We start from the raw sequence: 15,603 nt of genomic DNA, 5'->3' as shown, positions 1-15,603 counted from the left end.
CTGAATTGATCTTTGTACCCACTGATGCGCGCCTTCATTACCGTAGATCGGACGATTCTGTCCTACAAATCCATATTACCTTGTCAAGCAGTAACCAGCTCCAAAAAGAGCAAAACATGAACAAGTAATTTGTTTGACATTTTCATGTTTTGCTTACTATTCTTGTGAAATAAAACCGCCATAATAAGTGTGAAGGTTAGTCTCATAATCATCACTCAGGTAGGTATCTGCATCATATTCGGGGCTGTCTTTTATCTGCTTAACCGATGCGTTCACCATCACATCCGAAGTATCCCATTGTATATCTTTTATCCAATTTGGCGATATAAGTACCTTTTTTCCTGGAAACCAATTTCCCGTATCGACCACCATAAATGCAAGTTTCCATGTGCCTTCATCAATTACAAAGTCTTCTACATCGCCAACTTCGCCATCGATGGCTTTTATGTTGTAACCAGTAACATGATCTGTACTGCGCAGATGCGGATTAATTGCTTCTTCGCTGTGAAGTTTTTCGTGAACTGCTGTTTCCAGAGGCAAAGAGGGTGACATCATCATTCCGGAAGTACCCATGCCACCAGCCCAAATTCCCCCACCCCAATAGCCTGTCCAGGGATAGTGCGCGTAAAGTTCTAGTTCTTGTTGGCGCGAGACAGGCTTTTCAGTATCAATCTCGGGGCTGTTTTTAATTTGTTCTTTTGTAAGGTTTACAAGAAAAACTTTATTTTCCCAATCAGAGGTTAATACTGCCTGAGGGGAAATAAGCACTTTACGGCCGAAAAGCCAGCTGCCGGTTTCAATAATTAGGTAACGGATCGTCCAGGTGTTATCATCAAAGTAGAATTCTTTCACTTTTCCTATTTCACCGTCAATGGCGCCCATCGTAAATCCGACCAAACTCTTTATACTCCGTTTCATATTAAATATTAATTTAAAATTTACTTCATTTTTAATCAGCCAGACAGCGAAATATCCTGTGGATGCTTAGGTACAGGATTCCATATTTTCAATGGTCAGGCATTCGATAATTATGTTTTCAAAAAAATCCCCGGGCGTCTATGCCACACCCGGGGATAATATTTCCTTTCAATAGCTTCTGGCACGGCCAACAATTGTTTCAAGTGCACTTTTTAGCTTATCGCTTGCACCTTTTACAGCCATTGAACTGGTATCTGCGTCGTTGCTTACTGCTATCGGCTGTTTCCCTTCCATCCTTGCCTCAATCTTGCAGCGGACGTCATTCAGGCCATCTTTGTTGCCATTTTGGTCCGAGATATGTACTTCCAAACGGGTAATGTGATCACTGAACCTACTGAGATCATTGGTTAGGAATTCCACAAGCGGGGCGGCTTTTTCTTCGCTGCCTGTTATATTTTTATCGGTATTAAACTGAATAGTCATGGTTCTTAATTTGTTTAATGAGTTGATTTTTTTGAGTCTGGAAAATGAATTACCGAGGTCAGTATCTGAAAATAGCGGCAGCGCCTGATTCCACGTTCATTTTTTCAGCAGGTAGCACAAGAACCTTTCCACCAAATTTCTCAACAAGCTCTCCAATATCGTCTAGCAGGTCATCTGTTTCAGGATCTGATAGCGCACCTGTTTCAATAAGTCCGTTCGCTGCATCCACGATTTTTCCGGGGATAATCCTGTCCTTTTCCAGCAACAGCGTTTCCACTCTGCCCGATGTGGCAGCCGCCACAATATCCCCGATCAGATCGCTTCCTTTCTGATCTGCCATGGCCTGGGCCACCTTGTCAGACCAGTTTTTCAGCCTTTGATCATACTCTGGCTCCATTACTTCCCAGGCCATCGTTCTCAGTCTGTCAGCAGACAATGCGTCCGGATTGAGGTCAATGCCGTCAGTGAGCAAAAATGGATTTTTGTTGACCTTTCTAAACAGGTTGCGATGTTCTGGCAGAGCGGCCAGAATTAGAGGAAGACCGGAAGGCTTCGAAAATTTTTCGTAAGCAGTTTCTGCCACAATCCTGAAAAACCGCTCGGAATCCTTATCCGTCTCATCCTTTTTAGCGCCATGCCCGTGGTGCATGTTGCCACTTTCGCCACCTACACCGCCGTAGGATGCCACAGTTGTATGTTTTTCAGTAAGTTCACTTCCAAGGGCTTCTTCGATAGTCTTTGGAATATCCTCTCCCAGTTCTATTTCAGATACTGAAAATCTGTTGCCTTCGAAAAAACGCATTTCCGTTAACGTCAGGCCGAGAATCTGAAACCGGTCTTCGGTTTGCAGATACTGGCGCATAGGCTTCGTGTGGAAGCTTTCGGCAACTACCAGTAGCTCGGCCACAGGTAAAGCCAGGCTGACGGTTTCGAAAATTTCTCCGGAGCTGAAAATGGCCAGTCCTTCCAGATTGTGGTTCCAGAAGTCCCGGTCGTCTTTAAGGTTTTCAAAGGGTGCCAGGTATGCTTTTATTTCGCTCTCCGAATATTTTTCTGACAAAGAGCTTTCAAGCCGTTTGAGCATATTCTGGTAACGGATAGGATTTTGACCATTACCGGGATGCGTCCGGTGTGTCGGCATGTATACCGATAAGCAAGGACCTATATTGACGGATGATAATTCCTGAATTAATTCTTTGGTGGGTAGTTTCATAACTTTTACAATTTTTCATAAAACATTTTCAATACTATTAGCCCTGAAATAACCGGGCCAATGCTTTTGCAAATCCCGGAAAGCAACAGCATATTGAAAATTTCAAATTTCCATTTACTGTAATTATTGAGAAAACCTCTGCATGTCGATATAAAACAGACTTCCGGGATATGCTTATCGGATAAGGCGATCAGGTCATTCGGTAGAAACCAATCGTCCGTAATAATCACGGAAGTTCGTCTCTACAACCTCATTTACAGGTTCAGTCGGATCATAATCAGGACTGTTTTTGAGTTCATCAACTGTCAGGTTAATAATGACATTCTCTGTGCTATGCTTAATCTGATTGATCGAATCTGGTGAAATGAGTACCCTTTTGTCTGATTTCCAGTCACTCATATCGACTACCAGAAATTTGATCTGCCAACTGGCATCATCGATAATAAGGTCTGCAAAAGTTCCAGTCTCGCCATCTTCGGCATGTATTTTGAAGTCCAATGTCTTGGCCGTACTTCTCAGATGTGTATCGCCCTTCGGCTCGGTCTCATTTTTATTTTTCTCGGTATCTATCGTCTGTTCAACAGAAACGGGCACGGGGGGTATCATCCACGGGGTTCCAGAGGCGAAACCACCATAACCTCCACCCCAGTAGCTCGTCCATGGGTAATGCGCAAACAACAGCTCTTCCTGTTGTCGGTACACGGGCATATCCGTATCAATATCGGGGCTGGTTTTTACTTGCTCTTTGGTGATATTGACATCAAAAGCGCAATTTACCGAGTCGATGCCTGTTAGAGCCTCAGGAGAAATGAGCACTTTCCTCCCGAAAAACCAGCTGCCTGTTTCCAGGATGAGGTATCTGATCGTCCATGTCTGATCATCAAAATAAAATTCTTTGACTTTGCCGATTTCGCCATCCGTAGCGCGCATGGTGTAACCGGTTAAACTGTTGAGGCTTCGTTTCATGTTTAAGTTTGTTTTAATAATGTCTTATTTTTTGTATTCTGATCATTTACAGCGTTCCATCACGGTTCAGTTAGGGCAGTTTTACAACAAAAGAAATAATGCAGAGAAATCCAGATAGTTGGGTGGACTTTTTTAGCCTTGCGCATTGGCTGCAAGATCTCAATTCCTGAAAAGTAAAAACGACCAACATAAGCGGCAGTGATGGTATCTATTTGCTGTAATAGGCCAGCTTTAAGCGTTTTTAGTGAAACAAATTAAATTATGGCTCTTCGCAAAGGTGGGCATCCTTCACTTGGTGAGGTTACATATTACATAGAATAAGTTGTAATTATCACAGGTTTGGAAAGGGTTAATCGTGAAATCTGTGGTGCCTGTGTAAATTTTCATTTGGCTCGCCTGCTTCGGCATTTATGTATTTTTTTTACCATTTTCAGAATTGTCTCTCGCGATGAGCGTGGTAAACCCCATTCCGGTATGTGATTTGTATAACTTATTTTGTCTTTGGTATAACACTTGCCGAATGGACAGTTTTCATCTTTGTGGAACGGGTGATTGCCTGGGCCGTTACAGCAGTTTTAAGATTTTGGGCAATTGGGGTTATTATTTATTCCGAAAAATTAAATTGATATATGGAACATTCGATGCATAAAAAGCCAATGAAAGACATGGGCGGCGCAGATCATCATGCGATGATGATTGCGGATTTTAAAAGGCGTTTTTATGTTGTTTTAGTGCTCACCGTGCCTATTATGATGCTGTCTCCGATGATTCAGCAGTTTATGGGAGTTAACTGGCAGTTTACGGGCTCGTCCTACATCCTGTGCGCTTTGTCGACGATTGTCTTTTTTTACGGAGGCTGGCCATTTTTAAAAGGGTTAGTCAGTGAACTGAAAGAAAAAAATCCAGGCATGATGACACTCATCGGCTTTGCGATTACTGTGTCCTATTTGTACAGTACTGCAACGGTATTTGGTCTGAAAGGCATGGACTTCTACTGGGAATTGGCAAGTCTGATTTTAGTGATGCTGCTGGGGCACTGGATTGAAATGAAGTCTATTGCAGGTGCTTCAAAAGAACTTAAACTTCTGGTAGAACTGATGCCGTCAGATGCTCATAAGATGGTAGGCGACAGCATAGAGGATGTAGAAACTGATACACTTCGGGAAAACGATATCATTCTTGTAAAACCCGGAGAAAAAATTGCGGCCGACGGTGTGATTTCGGAAGGAGAAAGTTATCTGAACGAGTCGATGCTGACGGGGGAATCTAAACCAGTGAAAAAAACAAACGGCGATAAGGTGATTGCCGGCTCGATCAACGGGAACGGTTCCATACAGGTAACGGTGTCGCATGAAGCCAAGGATTCGTACCTATCCAAGGTGATCAAGCTCGTGGATGACGCGCAGAAATCAAAATCCCAGACGCAGCTGCTGGCAGATACGGCCGCAAAATGGCTGACTTTTATCGCCCTCGGTACAGGTATTATCACGTTTACTTATTGGTATATAAGTGGACAGAACCTTGCTTTTTCCATCGAGCGCATGGTGACGGTGATCGTCATCTGCTGCCCTCATGCGTTGGGGTTGGCTGTGCCGCTGGTAGTAGCCAGATCTACGTCGCTGGCTGCAAAACATGGTCTCCTGATTAAAAACAGATCTGCTTTCGAAAATGCCAGGAAAATCACCACCGTTGTTTTTGACAAAACAGGTACGCTGACAATAGGAAAATTCGAGGTATCAAAAGTGGTTCCTGTCCAAAAGGACATGACCGAAGATGAGATCATCCGCTTGTCGGCGGGACTGGAACAAAAATCAGAGCATCCCATTGCCACCGGTATTTTGGAAAAAGCCAAAGCGCTTTCTTTGGATATGCCATCTGCGGAAAATTTCAAAGCCATTACCGGCCAGGGAATCGAGGCAAAGGTAGAAGGCAAAACAATGCGGGTTGTTAGTCCGGGTTATCTGAAGGAAAATAATATCACGGTCAAAGACCTGAAAGTCAATGATACGGAAACAGTTGTTTTTTTGATCATCGATACCGAGCTGGCCGGATATATTGCCCTTTCAGATCAGATCAGGCCCGAGTCGGCAGGGGCTATCCAGACATTGAAAGAGAATAATATCAAGTCTATTTTACTGACCGGGGATAACAAGAAGGTGGCAAAAAGTGTGTGCGAAACCCTGGGCATGGAAAGTTTTACGGCGGAAGTGTTGCCTGATCAGAAGCTTGAAAAAATAAAGGAACTACAAAAAAACGGAGCATTTGTAGCCATGACCGGCGACGGCGTGAACGATGCACCCGCCCTGGCGCAGGCTGATATCGGTATTGCGGTTGGCAGTGGAAGTGATATCGCCGCCGAAACAGCGGGAATCGTACTGGTAAACAGCAACCCCAAAGACATTGTAAGCCTTATTTTATTTGGCAAAGCAACGCATCGCAAAATGATTCAGAACTTAATCTGGGCTACGGCGTATAACGTGGTTGCTTTGCCTTTGGCTGCCGGTGTGCTGTATCGCTGGGGTATTTTATTAAATCCGGCAGTGGGTGCTGCTTTAATGGCCGTGAGTACCGTTGTGGTCGCAATCAATGCAAGTTTGTTGAAAGTGAAGTAAGACAAGCGTTTACCATAAAGCTTTTTGGAATTGTGCGCTATGATTTGTAAGTGTAAAGCCACAATTATTTATCCGTCTATTTTTATATATGAAACTCAATTCATTTTGTGGGTGATGTATCTATCCAAACTGGCTGTAATTAAATGCAGGATAATGTTCACTTAAACCATTGATTTGTGGATGCTTATCATTGGGATTTATCTTTTTTGCGACTATAAAATTTAACGATCTCATACCAGACCGTAATCACAAATCCGACACTAATTATCAGCTGGCTAAGATTCACTGTTTCCAGACTGAAAAACCGGGTAACGCCGGGGATAATAAAGATTAGTAATGACAGTATACCGTAATGCCAATGATCATCGGCACCAGGTTGTTTTTATAGCGCAACGTGGTGAAAATAGAGTAGAGGAATGAACGATTTATCAGTGGATAGTGCTTCATCGTAGGATTGCATGACCGATCATGCTTACGGATTAGGAAATCGATTATGCATTAAACTTTTTAACACAATGGGAATTAGCAGTAAATGACGTAGTATAGGATTTGAATGGGTTGCAATTAACGTTCAAACCTGCTGTCGGCAAATGGAGGATAGAGGAATGTGTTAAACATATTGCAGCTGCGAAAAAAATCTCTGGAAGAATAATGTAGAAGAGTTTCTTAAAAAGCCTTCAAACCCTGAAAAAAGAGAAGAAATCAAATTCACTGATCAAAGCTATCGAAGACCGTTCGCACAAGTCGAAAACTTTTGAAACCTTGCAACCGGCAAATTCGCATTATGAAAATTTGGATGAAGCACTTACATCCTTCAAAGAAAACCGTAACAAACTGATCACCTTTGTTAGAAGTACTAAGGAAGATTTACGAAATCATATCGCAGTATTACCCATTGGGACATACGATGATTATCAGTTTATCTTGCTGATATCCGCCCATTGTAACCGATATACGCAGCAAATTGAAGAGGTGAAAGCTAGCATAGATTTCCCTAAGCGTTAATTCGATTTAAATTTGATTTTAAGTTATCTATTGACCTTTCAGGGTTTTTGGGTGTCTGATTATCAAGGACACTTACAATAGCCATAACAACATGCAAGTATGTGTACTGTAATATTTTGTCAGAGATTTTGCTTTGGAATCATTTAAAAAAGATCAAAAGTCCAGTTGATATCTCTCGGTCTCTTGATCTTTTTCTTGTATGTTTTGTGAAGGAAGGTCTTTTTTTAACGGTACTGATTTGCATTGTAGTAGGTAACTGTTTTTACTCAATCATGTTCAGATTCCAGACATGATTAAAAGCTTTGCTTACATTTTAATTAAGGCCGAAGCAGCAGCCTTTAATAGCTCCGGACTTATCCTTTCGGTAATATTAGGGTTAATGTATTCAAAGAGTATTTTACCTTTCTTATCCAGAATAAAAACAGACGGTACCGGCAAAAGCTTCTCTGTGTTTTTGTAAGCCGACGCCTCTGGTAGTATTTTATCGTAATCAGCAGGTGCTTTAAATGCTATCCCAAACAATTTTGACGCGTGAAGATCCGCATCCGATAAAAGCATGTAAGATAATTTTTGTTTGTCTATAGTCAATGTCAGGTTTTCGGGGCTGTCTGTGCTTGTCGCAATCACCTGATAGCCCATTTTATTAAGGTCTTTTTCAATCAATTGTATGCCCGATAGTTGCTTGGAGCAGTAGGGGCACCAGCCGCCTCTGTAAAAAATAAGTATGGTTGGTTTTTTTGAAACAACTTCATTTAGGCTAACGCTTTTTCCAGCCAAATCAATCAGGTTCAATACAGGAATTGTTTCCCCGTTAAGCAGCGGACTGATGTCTTGCGGGTATGATGGAATGGTGCACGATTTTAAGTCCGTGCTGTCTTTTTCAGTCCAGCTGGAAATAAAGTGACTTTTAGTTGGTACCGGTCTGGCGGATACCGGATGCACCGTCGGGCATATCAAAATCATAATTAAGGATGTGCATTTTAGTATGGTCTTGAAAATTGAAATTTGTTCTGACTGAGTCATTTTTTTGGGGATTAAAAGATGGGAATGTATTGGAGCGAAAGATAGACAGTATTTTGAAAGCTGAAAATGACCAGAATTCCCGAATGATTGACGGTTTTGCCCGATGCACGCAGGAAGGCGAGTATTCCCAGATTACCAAGTCTGCAAAGCTTATGTACTTGGTTTTCTGTCCAGAGTCTCGTTTCAGATAAATTACCGGCCCGGGAGGTTTGGGCAAGTAATCGGGAAATACGGGCATTTATCCATATTACCCGGACCCATACATTTGTCTTATAAAACATCAATAGGAAACAAGGTTGTTTCCTGCAAACAAAGAGACAATTATGAAAAACTACACACAGATCATTTACCGGGCGGCATTGGCTTTTTCACCCATTTTTTTTGGAGCCTGTACCGACCATGATCCTGAAATGATGGACAATAAGACAACAATTACCATCGAAAATGTTTTGGATTCAAGGCCACTGGTTCAGTCGGGCACATTTCAGGGGACAGGTACTCCGGCTGTCATACTCCCTGGCCAATCGGTGAGTATCAAATTTTCGGCGGCAAAAGGAGAGGCATTATCTTTTGCAACAATGTATGGCTGGTCTAACGATTTGTTTTTTGCACCTTCCAACCCAGGGATACTCGTTTATGACGGTGCCGGTACACCGATCGAGGGAGATGTATCATCCCAGATCAAGCTTTGGGATAACGGAACGCGTATTAACCAGGTGCCTGGCTTAGCCGTAACCCATCCGGGCGCAGCGGATTCTAAGAATATCACCGAGGTAAAAGGCGCAGATGCACAGGGAAATACCTACTTGGCCGCATCTTCTTTGATGCAGGCAACATTAAAGTATGACGGCAATTCCTATTTTACATTGACGCTGAAAAATATTTCCGGCGGGACTGCCAATGAAACCCCTTTTAGCCCGGGTGTGTGGTCGGTTTCCTATATTGTGGGAGGTAATTTGCTAAGCCCTTCACCTTTATATTCCGAAGGTATGCCTACTGCCAACGGATTGACTTCCATTGCTGAAATGGGAGACAACACCCCTTTGACTACCTACGTTAAGACAAAAACAGGCATTTTTACACCGCTTTCGCCAATTCTGGTAGTCATTTACAATGGAATTGATAACCCGATATTCAAGGTAGGCGAAAATGACCGTGGAGAAGGTCTGAAAAGACTAGCGCAGCAGGGAAATGCGGCGGATCTCGCGGCGTTTTTGAAAACAAAACCGGGGGTAAAAAATGCCTATATCCTGGCCGCGGCTTCAAGTACGGTGCTTCTTCCAATGATCAATGGCATGGCAGGCAGCAGCGTATCCCAGGAACTTTCCGTTGCAAGCGGTGACCGCCTTGCGATTGCTACCATGTATGGATTTTCAAACGACTGGTTTTTTACAATGGTCGATAACGGGGTGGATGCAACCCAAAAAGGTGACATTTCTTCTAGCATAAAACTTTATGATAACGGAACAGCCCTTGACCAATTCCCCGGAGCAGGCATTACCCAGTTCAACCTGGCCGGAACGCCTCTCGCCGAAAGCAAGCCTATTGCAGCGGTACCAAATCCGAATCCTTATACGACGCTTCCTGCAATCGCTGATTTCATAAAGGTGACGCTCAAATAAACAGTTGAATTTAAGATCCGGGCATTTATCTTTGAAAATAAATGCCCGGTTAATGGTTTATTAAACCGACAAGAATATGAAATGGCAATTTGAAGACCGGATGACGTACGGACAGTTTAGGGTAAGTGACGGCGAAGGGTCACTGAAAGGTGAAGGACTTTTGAACGGAAGTAAGGAGGTGTTATCTACTATCGTATTAAACCTTGGAGTGCAGCAGGGGGTTGTAATTGATAAAATTCGCCACACTTTTCCATCAGGCTGTATACTCCCGCTTGTTTCCAACCAGCATTTTATTTTTGATGAGCCCGAAAATTTGATCGCCTGGCAGTTTAACCGGAGTTTTTACTGCATTGCTGATCATGATGCCGAAGTGGGATGTGTGGGTTTTCTGTTTTACGGTATACAGAACCCTCTTTTTGTTCATTTGTCTAAAGAAGAAATAGAAGGCATCCTGACGATTCAAACAATGTGTGTCGAGGATATGTCGATTAGAGATAAGATGCAGGGTGAGATGCTGCGTACACTTTTAAAACGGCTGATCATTAAAATCACCCGTATAGCGAAAAAGCAAACCCAGAATTACGACTGTTTCTCAGAGGAGAAAATGGATGTTATCCGTAAGTTTAATTTACTGGTTGAAGCCAATTACCGTAAGGAGCACGAGGTTCAGTTTTATGCCCAGGCGATGAATAAGTCACCCAAAACACTTACTAACATTTTTGGACTTTGTAACTATCCTTCCCCATCGAAACTTATTCAAAGAAGGATCATTTCCGAAGCGAAACGTTATTTGTATTTCACAAACAAATCAGCGAAGGAGATTGCCTGCGAGCTTGGGTTTACGAGTATGGCTCATTTTAGCCGTTTTTTTAAATTGAATGCCGGAATTAATTTTTCGGAGTTCAGAGGACAGCAGATGCTTACATCAGGAAAATAATCTAAAATAACGGATTCTGAAATACTGATATGTGATACGCACAATCAGTCTAATAAAGATCTTCTGATTTCATTGGCTACTCGCTCAGAATTATAGGCACCCTATAAAACTGGCCAATTTCCGATGTTTTATATTACCGGTCACAATCTTTGGAAACACTAGATTTACATCTTTAGCATTCGCTGGTCAAATAACTAGCGTGATAGGCCAGGGTTTTATTCTTTAAGAAAAAGTAAGAAATTTTTGGAATGGCCGAATCCAAGGAGACCGGAAAAATAGCTTTCCACCGGTTTAACTTTTAAGAATAGACAATTTCTTTTATCTACATGAATTAGTTCTTTAATCAACGAGCGCAATCTGCACCAAAAAATCACTCAATCATGTTCATCCGCAGGTAGGTATAAGCTAAATGTAGTGCCTTCGCCCGGCACGCTGTCAGCGATAATAGTGCCACCATGGTTTGTAGCAATTTTTGCGCAGATCGATAGACCAATGCCACTTCCTGCAAATTCATTCTTGCCATGCAGTCGTTGAAACACCTGGAAGATGCGGTCGTTATATTGAGAATCGAAGCCGGTTCCATTATCTGTTATATCGATTCGGTGATATTGAAGAGCCTGGCGGGCAGGTTTAACATTATATTTAAGGTCAGAGGCGAGTACAATTTGCGAATCCATCTTAATCAGTGGAGCCACACCTGCCTTTTGAAATTTCAAAGCATTGCTTAAAAGGTTTTGAAACAGTTGGCCTAGTTGCGTAGCATCCCCAGTTATTTGTGGGATCTGTCCAATGATAATAGAAGCCTTAGTTTGCTCAATTGTTAATTCAAGATCCGACAAGACTAATCGGATAATCTCTGTGGTCGAAACAGGATTTGCGGATGTTTGAAGAACAGGTATGTGTGAATAGGTGAGCAAATCTACTATCAAAGTTGACATGCGGCTGGCTGCAGACTGCATCCTTGCAATATAGTCAATCCCGGTAGCCAGCTGCTCTGGAAAGCTCTTTTTAAGTAAATCACCAAAAGTCATTATTTTTCGAAGTGGCTCCTGGAGATCATGGGAAGCCACATAAGTGAATTGGTGCAGATTTTCATTCGAATGCTTCAAGTCCTGAACCGTTGCCAGCAGCTCGGCAGTGCGGTTCTGAACCTGCTGTTCCAATTCAACACATAGGGTCCTGTATTTGGCCTCACTATTCTCAATGATCTGTTTTGCCAGTGCCTGCTGTGTAACTTCTATTGCCAGAACCAGCACACCATTTACCTGATTATAATTATCTCTGACGGGCGTATATACGAAATCGAAATAGACATCCTCCAGCGTCTCATTCCTAAAAAGCTTCGCTAACATGCTTTGGCCAATGTGGGGTTTTCCGGTACTGTATACATTTTCAAGCAGCGGTATAAAGCTCTGGTCTTTGAGTTCTGGTAATGCCTCAATCAAACGTTTTCCAACGATTGATTTATCCTTGCCCCACACTTTAAATATGGAATCGTTGCCCACACCAATCTCCAATTCTGGCCCATTCAAAAGACAAACGGCCAGCGGTGCCTGCTCAATAATGCTTCTGAACCGGTTTTCGCTTTGCTCAAGTGCTTTTTTTGCGATCACCATCTGAGTAATCTCCTGACAAACCACAAGCACCCCACCGATTTGACCCGCATCATCTAACACCGCACTGTAGCCGAACGTCCAGTAAACATCCTCGATTCGCCCGTTAAGGAAAATTGGGATAAGTTGATTTTCATTCCATGTTGCCACCCCGGTGGTCATTACCTGATCAATCAATGGTTTGATGGTAGGCCATATTTCAGGCCAGCACTCTTCTCCGCGCTGGCCGAGTGCTCTAGGGTGTTTTCCATCGTTGCCAAGGCTGGGCCTATAGGCATCATTGTAAAACTGCACAAGCTCCTGTCCCCACCATAAAAACATAGGAAATTTAGATAGTAGAATCATCGACACAATGGTTCTCAGGCTTTGCGGCCAAGTGCTTGGCTTTCCAACAGGAGATGTTTCCCAATCAAAATTTTGGGTCAGCTCACCCATTTCGCAACCATCTTTTAGAAACGGAATTTTATTCATCTAAACGGAATGTATTGAGTTCAATTAAGGGTTGAAGATCGTGAGACACATCGACAAGGTAGTATATTAACCAATAAATTAAGATTGTTAAAATAAAAAAATACAGGACTTTAACGGCTATTTTGCAATCTTAAATGTCAGACCACTTATAATTCCTAATTTTATACATTATTTCGAACCGGAGCCGCTTGACGCTGGACAATGTGCTGGATGGAAAAACGGATCTTTTATCCTCTCAGCTCTCAGTATCTTAATACGGTGGAGGATGTTTATGATATGGTGTAGCAGCCCTGCCAGCACGTAAAATACAGAGCCTTCTTATCAATCAAACTAGTCAGATACTAGCTCTGGCAGCTGCCAGTTGCAACATAATTTTTTGTACAGCGAAAATTGGCAAATCGGGTAATAAACTTACAATGTTCTAAATTATCACTTTTTTTATATCTTTGTTATAGAATTGCTACTTAAAATCTAAGAGTAAGTTTAACAGGATATTTTGTGAGAAATGCCGTATTTGGTTTTAAAGAATTTGATGCGAAAACCAGTGCGTAAATCGTGTAGTTTAGGTATTCTAACAATCGTATACAATTGATATACAAGTGTATATTGATTAGGTTCGAGTCCCGTCCAGACCGCAAAAAAAGCTTGGAGAAATGTTAGATTTTTTTAAATCTAATTTAGTCGGAAAATACTCCTGTTGCACACGGTATTGGGGTTAGTTTAAATTTCAGATTCGAATTACACTTAAGATTGTCGCCTCAAATAACATCGACGTCATATTGATAATTTTAATTACTAGGTGCTCGCTGATTTTTTCACATTAGAACTTCAATTGGAAAAAATCAAGAGCTGACTTCAAAAGATCTGAATAAATCAAAAGACCTATTTATAAAAAGTCTCTGACTGTTAATGTATCATAAGTCCAGTTTAACCCTGGTTTACCGTAGGGGAAGTTTTAGAAAGCGGATAAGCGCGATTATGAGACTGAAAGGTGGAATGCGACTTCGGGATGAATCACATCATATTTATAAGTATCAAGAGAAGAAGTTTAGCACAGTTGATACCTGGGATAATGTCTGTCAAACAGGAAATCTTCCTCCAAGTGCTGCCAACGTAAAAATTGAACTATGTACTTTTTAGTAAATACGCGATTAAAAGCAAACTTACCAGAAAGATAGCACCCGTAAGCATTTTGATTAAAAGGGTCGAATGGTAATACCCCCCTGCTTCGAGTTGCTTCTTCGTATTAATGTATCTCGTGTAAGAAAAAACCGTAATGAATGCACCGAGACCTACCAGTATAATGCCAATAGCAGGAGAATAGCCTGCCGAGTGGATTATATTTTTGTTTCCCAGAACGGCTGTGATCTGCCGAACAAACAATGAAAATTTAACGACAACAAAGCCAAATCCCATGATGCCTATACTGGTGCGGATCCAGGCAAGAAAAGTTCGTTCGTTGGCCAGGTGATCTCCGGCACTGCCTTTGGGTTCTACTTTTTCTTCCATACGTTTTTTTCTGTTACGGTAGTTAGGTCTTTGACTGTATTACAATCAAATCCAGGCCAGCTTATGCCACCCTGGATTTTACATTATTTATCAAAACCGCGCCTGGTTGCAAAAAACTTAAAATGTCGCTTGGGATACCTTTACGGGTTGCCCCTGTTGCAGCTCGTCGTTTGCCGTTTTCAGGACAATATCTCCTTTTTTAACACCGCCGAAAATCTCTGTTTTCCCATCAGCTTCGATACCTTTTCTTACGTTGATCCACTTCGCCTTTCCATCCTCCACTTTCACCACAAAGCATTTTTCCATGGTAGTCGCGACCGAAGAGCTTGGGACGATCAGTGAGGCATGCCCTCTGCCCACGGGCAGTGTCACCTGTGCATACATCCCGGATGCCAGCCGCCCGGATGGATTGGGGATCTGAATTTCGATTAGTTCAGAACGCGTCTGACGGTCGACACTATGAGAGATACGGTTTATTTTACCTTTGAAAATTTCTCCTGGAAGACTCACCACCGAAAAACTCACCGGTTGGTTTTGTTGCACAGCATCCATAAAACGCTCGGGAACAGATAGTTGCAAACGCAGGATATTTTGTTGTTTGATACGGAAAATCGGCATGGCGCTTTTGTCGCCAGGGCCCACAAACGCACCAGGCGAAAGTTTTCTGTCGGCTATGATGCCATCAAAGGGAGCCCTGATCTTTAAGTAACTGTTCATTTGCTGTACGGATGCATAAACGGCGCTTGACCCCAGCAGCGAAAGGCTATCAGCTGTGATTTTAGAACGCGCGAGGTCCATGTCATTGGGTGAAACAGCGCCGCGTGTAGCTGCTGCCTGAAGAAGTCTTCTGTAAACGGATCTGCTCGCGGTGAGCTGGGCTTCGGACGATCTTACCTTTGAATACGCCTCGGCAAGCTGTGCGCTAAGTTCAGGCGCTTCCAGTTCAGCCAGTACCTGACCGGTCTTTACACGGTCACCAATGTCAAAATTGATTTTTTTAATGTAACTGTTCACCTTTGGGAAAACATCTGTTTCATAGTAGCTCATCAGCTCACCGGGAATATTGAGCTCCTGTTTGGGATCTGACTCACTGACTGCAACCGCGGGGTACACCACCGCTTCCTCTTCTTTTTCGTTGTCTTTTGCGTTTTCCGATGCCTTGGATCCGCAGCCATTGAGCATAAAACCAATGCTAAGGGCAGCGAAATATAACATGATCCGGGTTTTCATA

Annotated in this window: 11 protein-coding genes; 3 read left to right on the top strand and 8 right to left on the bottom strand. The window is 42.6% G+C overall.

The annotated features are described in order from the left end of the window. Positions 1–156: 156 nt before the first annotated feature. The 4 genes from FDK13_RS21800 to FDK13_RS21785 all read right to left on the bottom strand — a co-directional run bounded on the left by FDK13_RS21800 (position 157) and on the right by FDK13_RS21785 (position 3,580). Entirely contained in the window at positions 157–918 is a 762-nt protein-coding gene (locus tag FDK13_RS21800; RefSeq protein WP_137342132.1) for a PRC-barrel domain containing protein, read from the bottom strand. A gap of 168 nt (positions 919–1,086) precedes the next feature. Then, positions 1,087–1,401: an HPF/RaiA family ribosome-associated protein gene (locus tag FDK13_RS21795; RefSeq protein ID WP_137342131.1), complete on the bottom strand. Its 315-nt coding sequence runs from the start codon at positions 1,399–1,401 to the stop codon at positions 1,087–1,089. Between the two features lie 58 nt (positions 1,402–1,459). Further along, a complete protein-coding gene (locus FDK13_RS21790; RefSeq protein WP_137342130.1) occupies positions 1,460–2,614 on the bottom strand; it encodes a baeRF3 domain-containing protein in 1,155 nt (384 codons plus the stop codon). Positions 2,615–2,809: 195 nt separating this feature from the next. After that, positions 2,810–3,580 (bottom strand): PRC-barrel domain-containing protein, encoded by a 771-nt coding sequence (locus FDK13_RS21785; protein ID WP_137342129.1) that lies wholly within the window; start codon positions 3,578–3,580, stop codon positions 2,810–2,812. Positions 3,581–4,209: 629 nt separating this feature from the next. Here FDK13_RS21785 and FDK13_RS21780 point away from each other — a divergent pair. Further along, a complete protein-coding gene (locus FDK13_RS21780; RefSeq protein ID WP_137342128.1) occupies positions 4,210–6,192 on the top strand; it encodes a copper-translocating P-type ATPase in 1,983 nt (660 codons plus the stop codon). 1,311 nt (positions 6,193–7,503) lie between these two features. On the opposite strand, the gene FDK13_RS21775 is transcribed toward FDK13_RS21780, so the two are convergent. After that, positions 7,504–8,160, bottom strand: coding sequence for a peroxiredoxin-like family protein (locus FDK13_RS21775; protein ID WP_137342127.1), 657 nt, complete (start codon positions 8,158–8,160; stop codon positions 7,504–7,506). Positions 8,161–8,543: 383 nt separating this feature from the next. On the opposite strand from FDK13_RS21775, the gene FDK13_RS21770 reads away from it, so the two are divergent. Together FDK13_RS21770 and FDK13_RS21765 are read left to right on the top strand one after the other, a co-directional pair. Further along, a complete protein-coding gene (locus FDK13_RS21770; RefSeq protein ID WP_137342126.1) occupies positions 8,544–9,842 on the top strand; it encodes a spondin domain-containing protein in 1,299 nt (432 codons plus the stop codon). A gap of 76 nt (positions 9,843–9,918) precedes the next feature. Continuing rightward, entirely contained in the window at positions 9,919–10,779 is an 861-nt protein-coding gene (locus FDK13_RS21765) for a helix-turn-helix domain-containing protein (protein WP_137342125.1), read from the top strand. A gap of 374 nt (positions 10,780–11,153) precedes the next feature. Here FDK13_RS21765 and FDK13_RS21760 read toward each other — a convergent pair whose 3' ends face one another. The 3 genes from FDK13_RS21760 to FDK13_RS21750 all read right to left on the bottom strand — a co-directional run bounded on the left by FDK13_RS21760 (position 11,154) and on the right by FDK13_RS21750 (position 15,602). After that, the gene (locus FDK13_RS21760) at positions 11,154–12,863 is read right to left on the bottom strand and encodes a PAS domain-containing sensor histidine kinase (RefSeq protein WP_181956151.1); all 1,710 of its coding nucleotides are present in this window, start codon (positions 12,861–12,863) and stop codon (positions 11,154–11,156) included. 1,125 nt (positions 12,864–13,988) lie between these two features. Further along, a complete protein-coding gene (locus FDK13_RS21755) occupies positions 13,989–14,372 on the bottom strand; it encodes a YidH family protein (RefSeq protein ID WP_137342124.1) in 384 nt (127 codons plus the stop codon). Positions 14,373–14,489: 117 nt separating this feature from the next. Continuing rightward, positions 14,490–15,602, bottom strand: coding sequence for an efflux RND transporter periplasmic adaptor subunit (locus FDK13_RS21750; protein WP_137342123.1), 1,113 nt, complete (start codon positions 15,600–15,602; stop codon positions 14,490–14,492). Between the last annotated feature and the right edge of the window lies 1 nt (position 15,603).

It is taken from the genome of Dyadobacter frigoris, from assembly GCF_005280585.1.
Taxonomy (GTDB): Bacteria; Bacteroidota; Bacteroidia; order Cytophagales; family Spirosomataceae; genus Dyadobacter; species Dyadobacter frigoris.
This window is presented reverse-complemented; position numbering and strand designations above follow the sequence as displayed.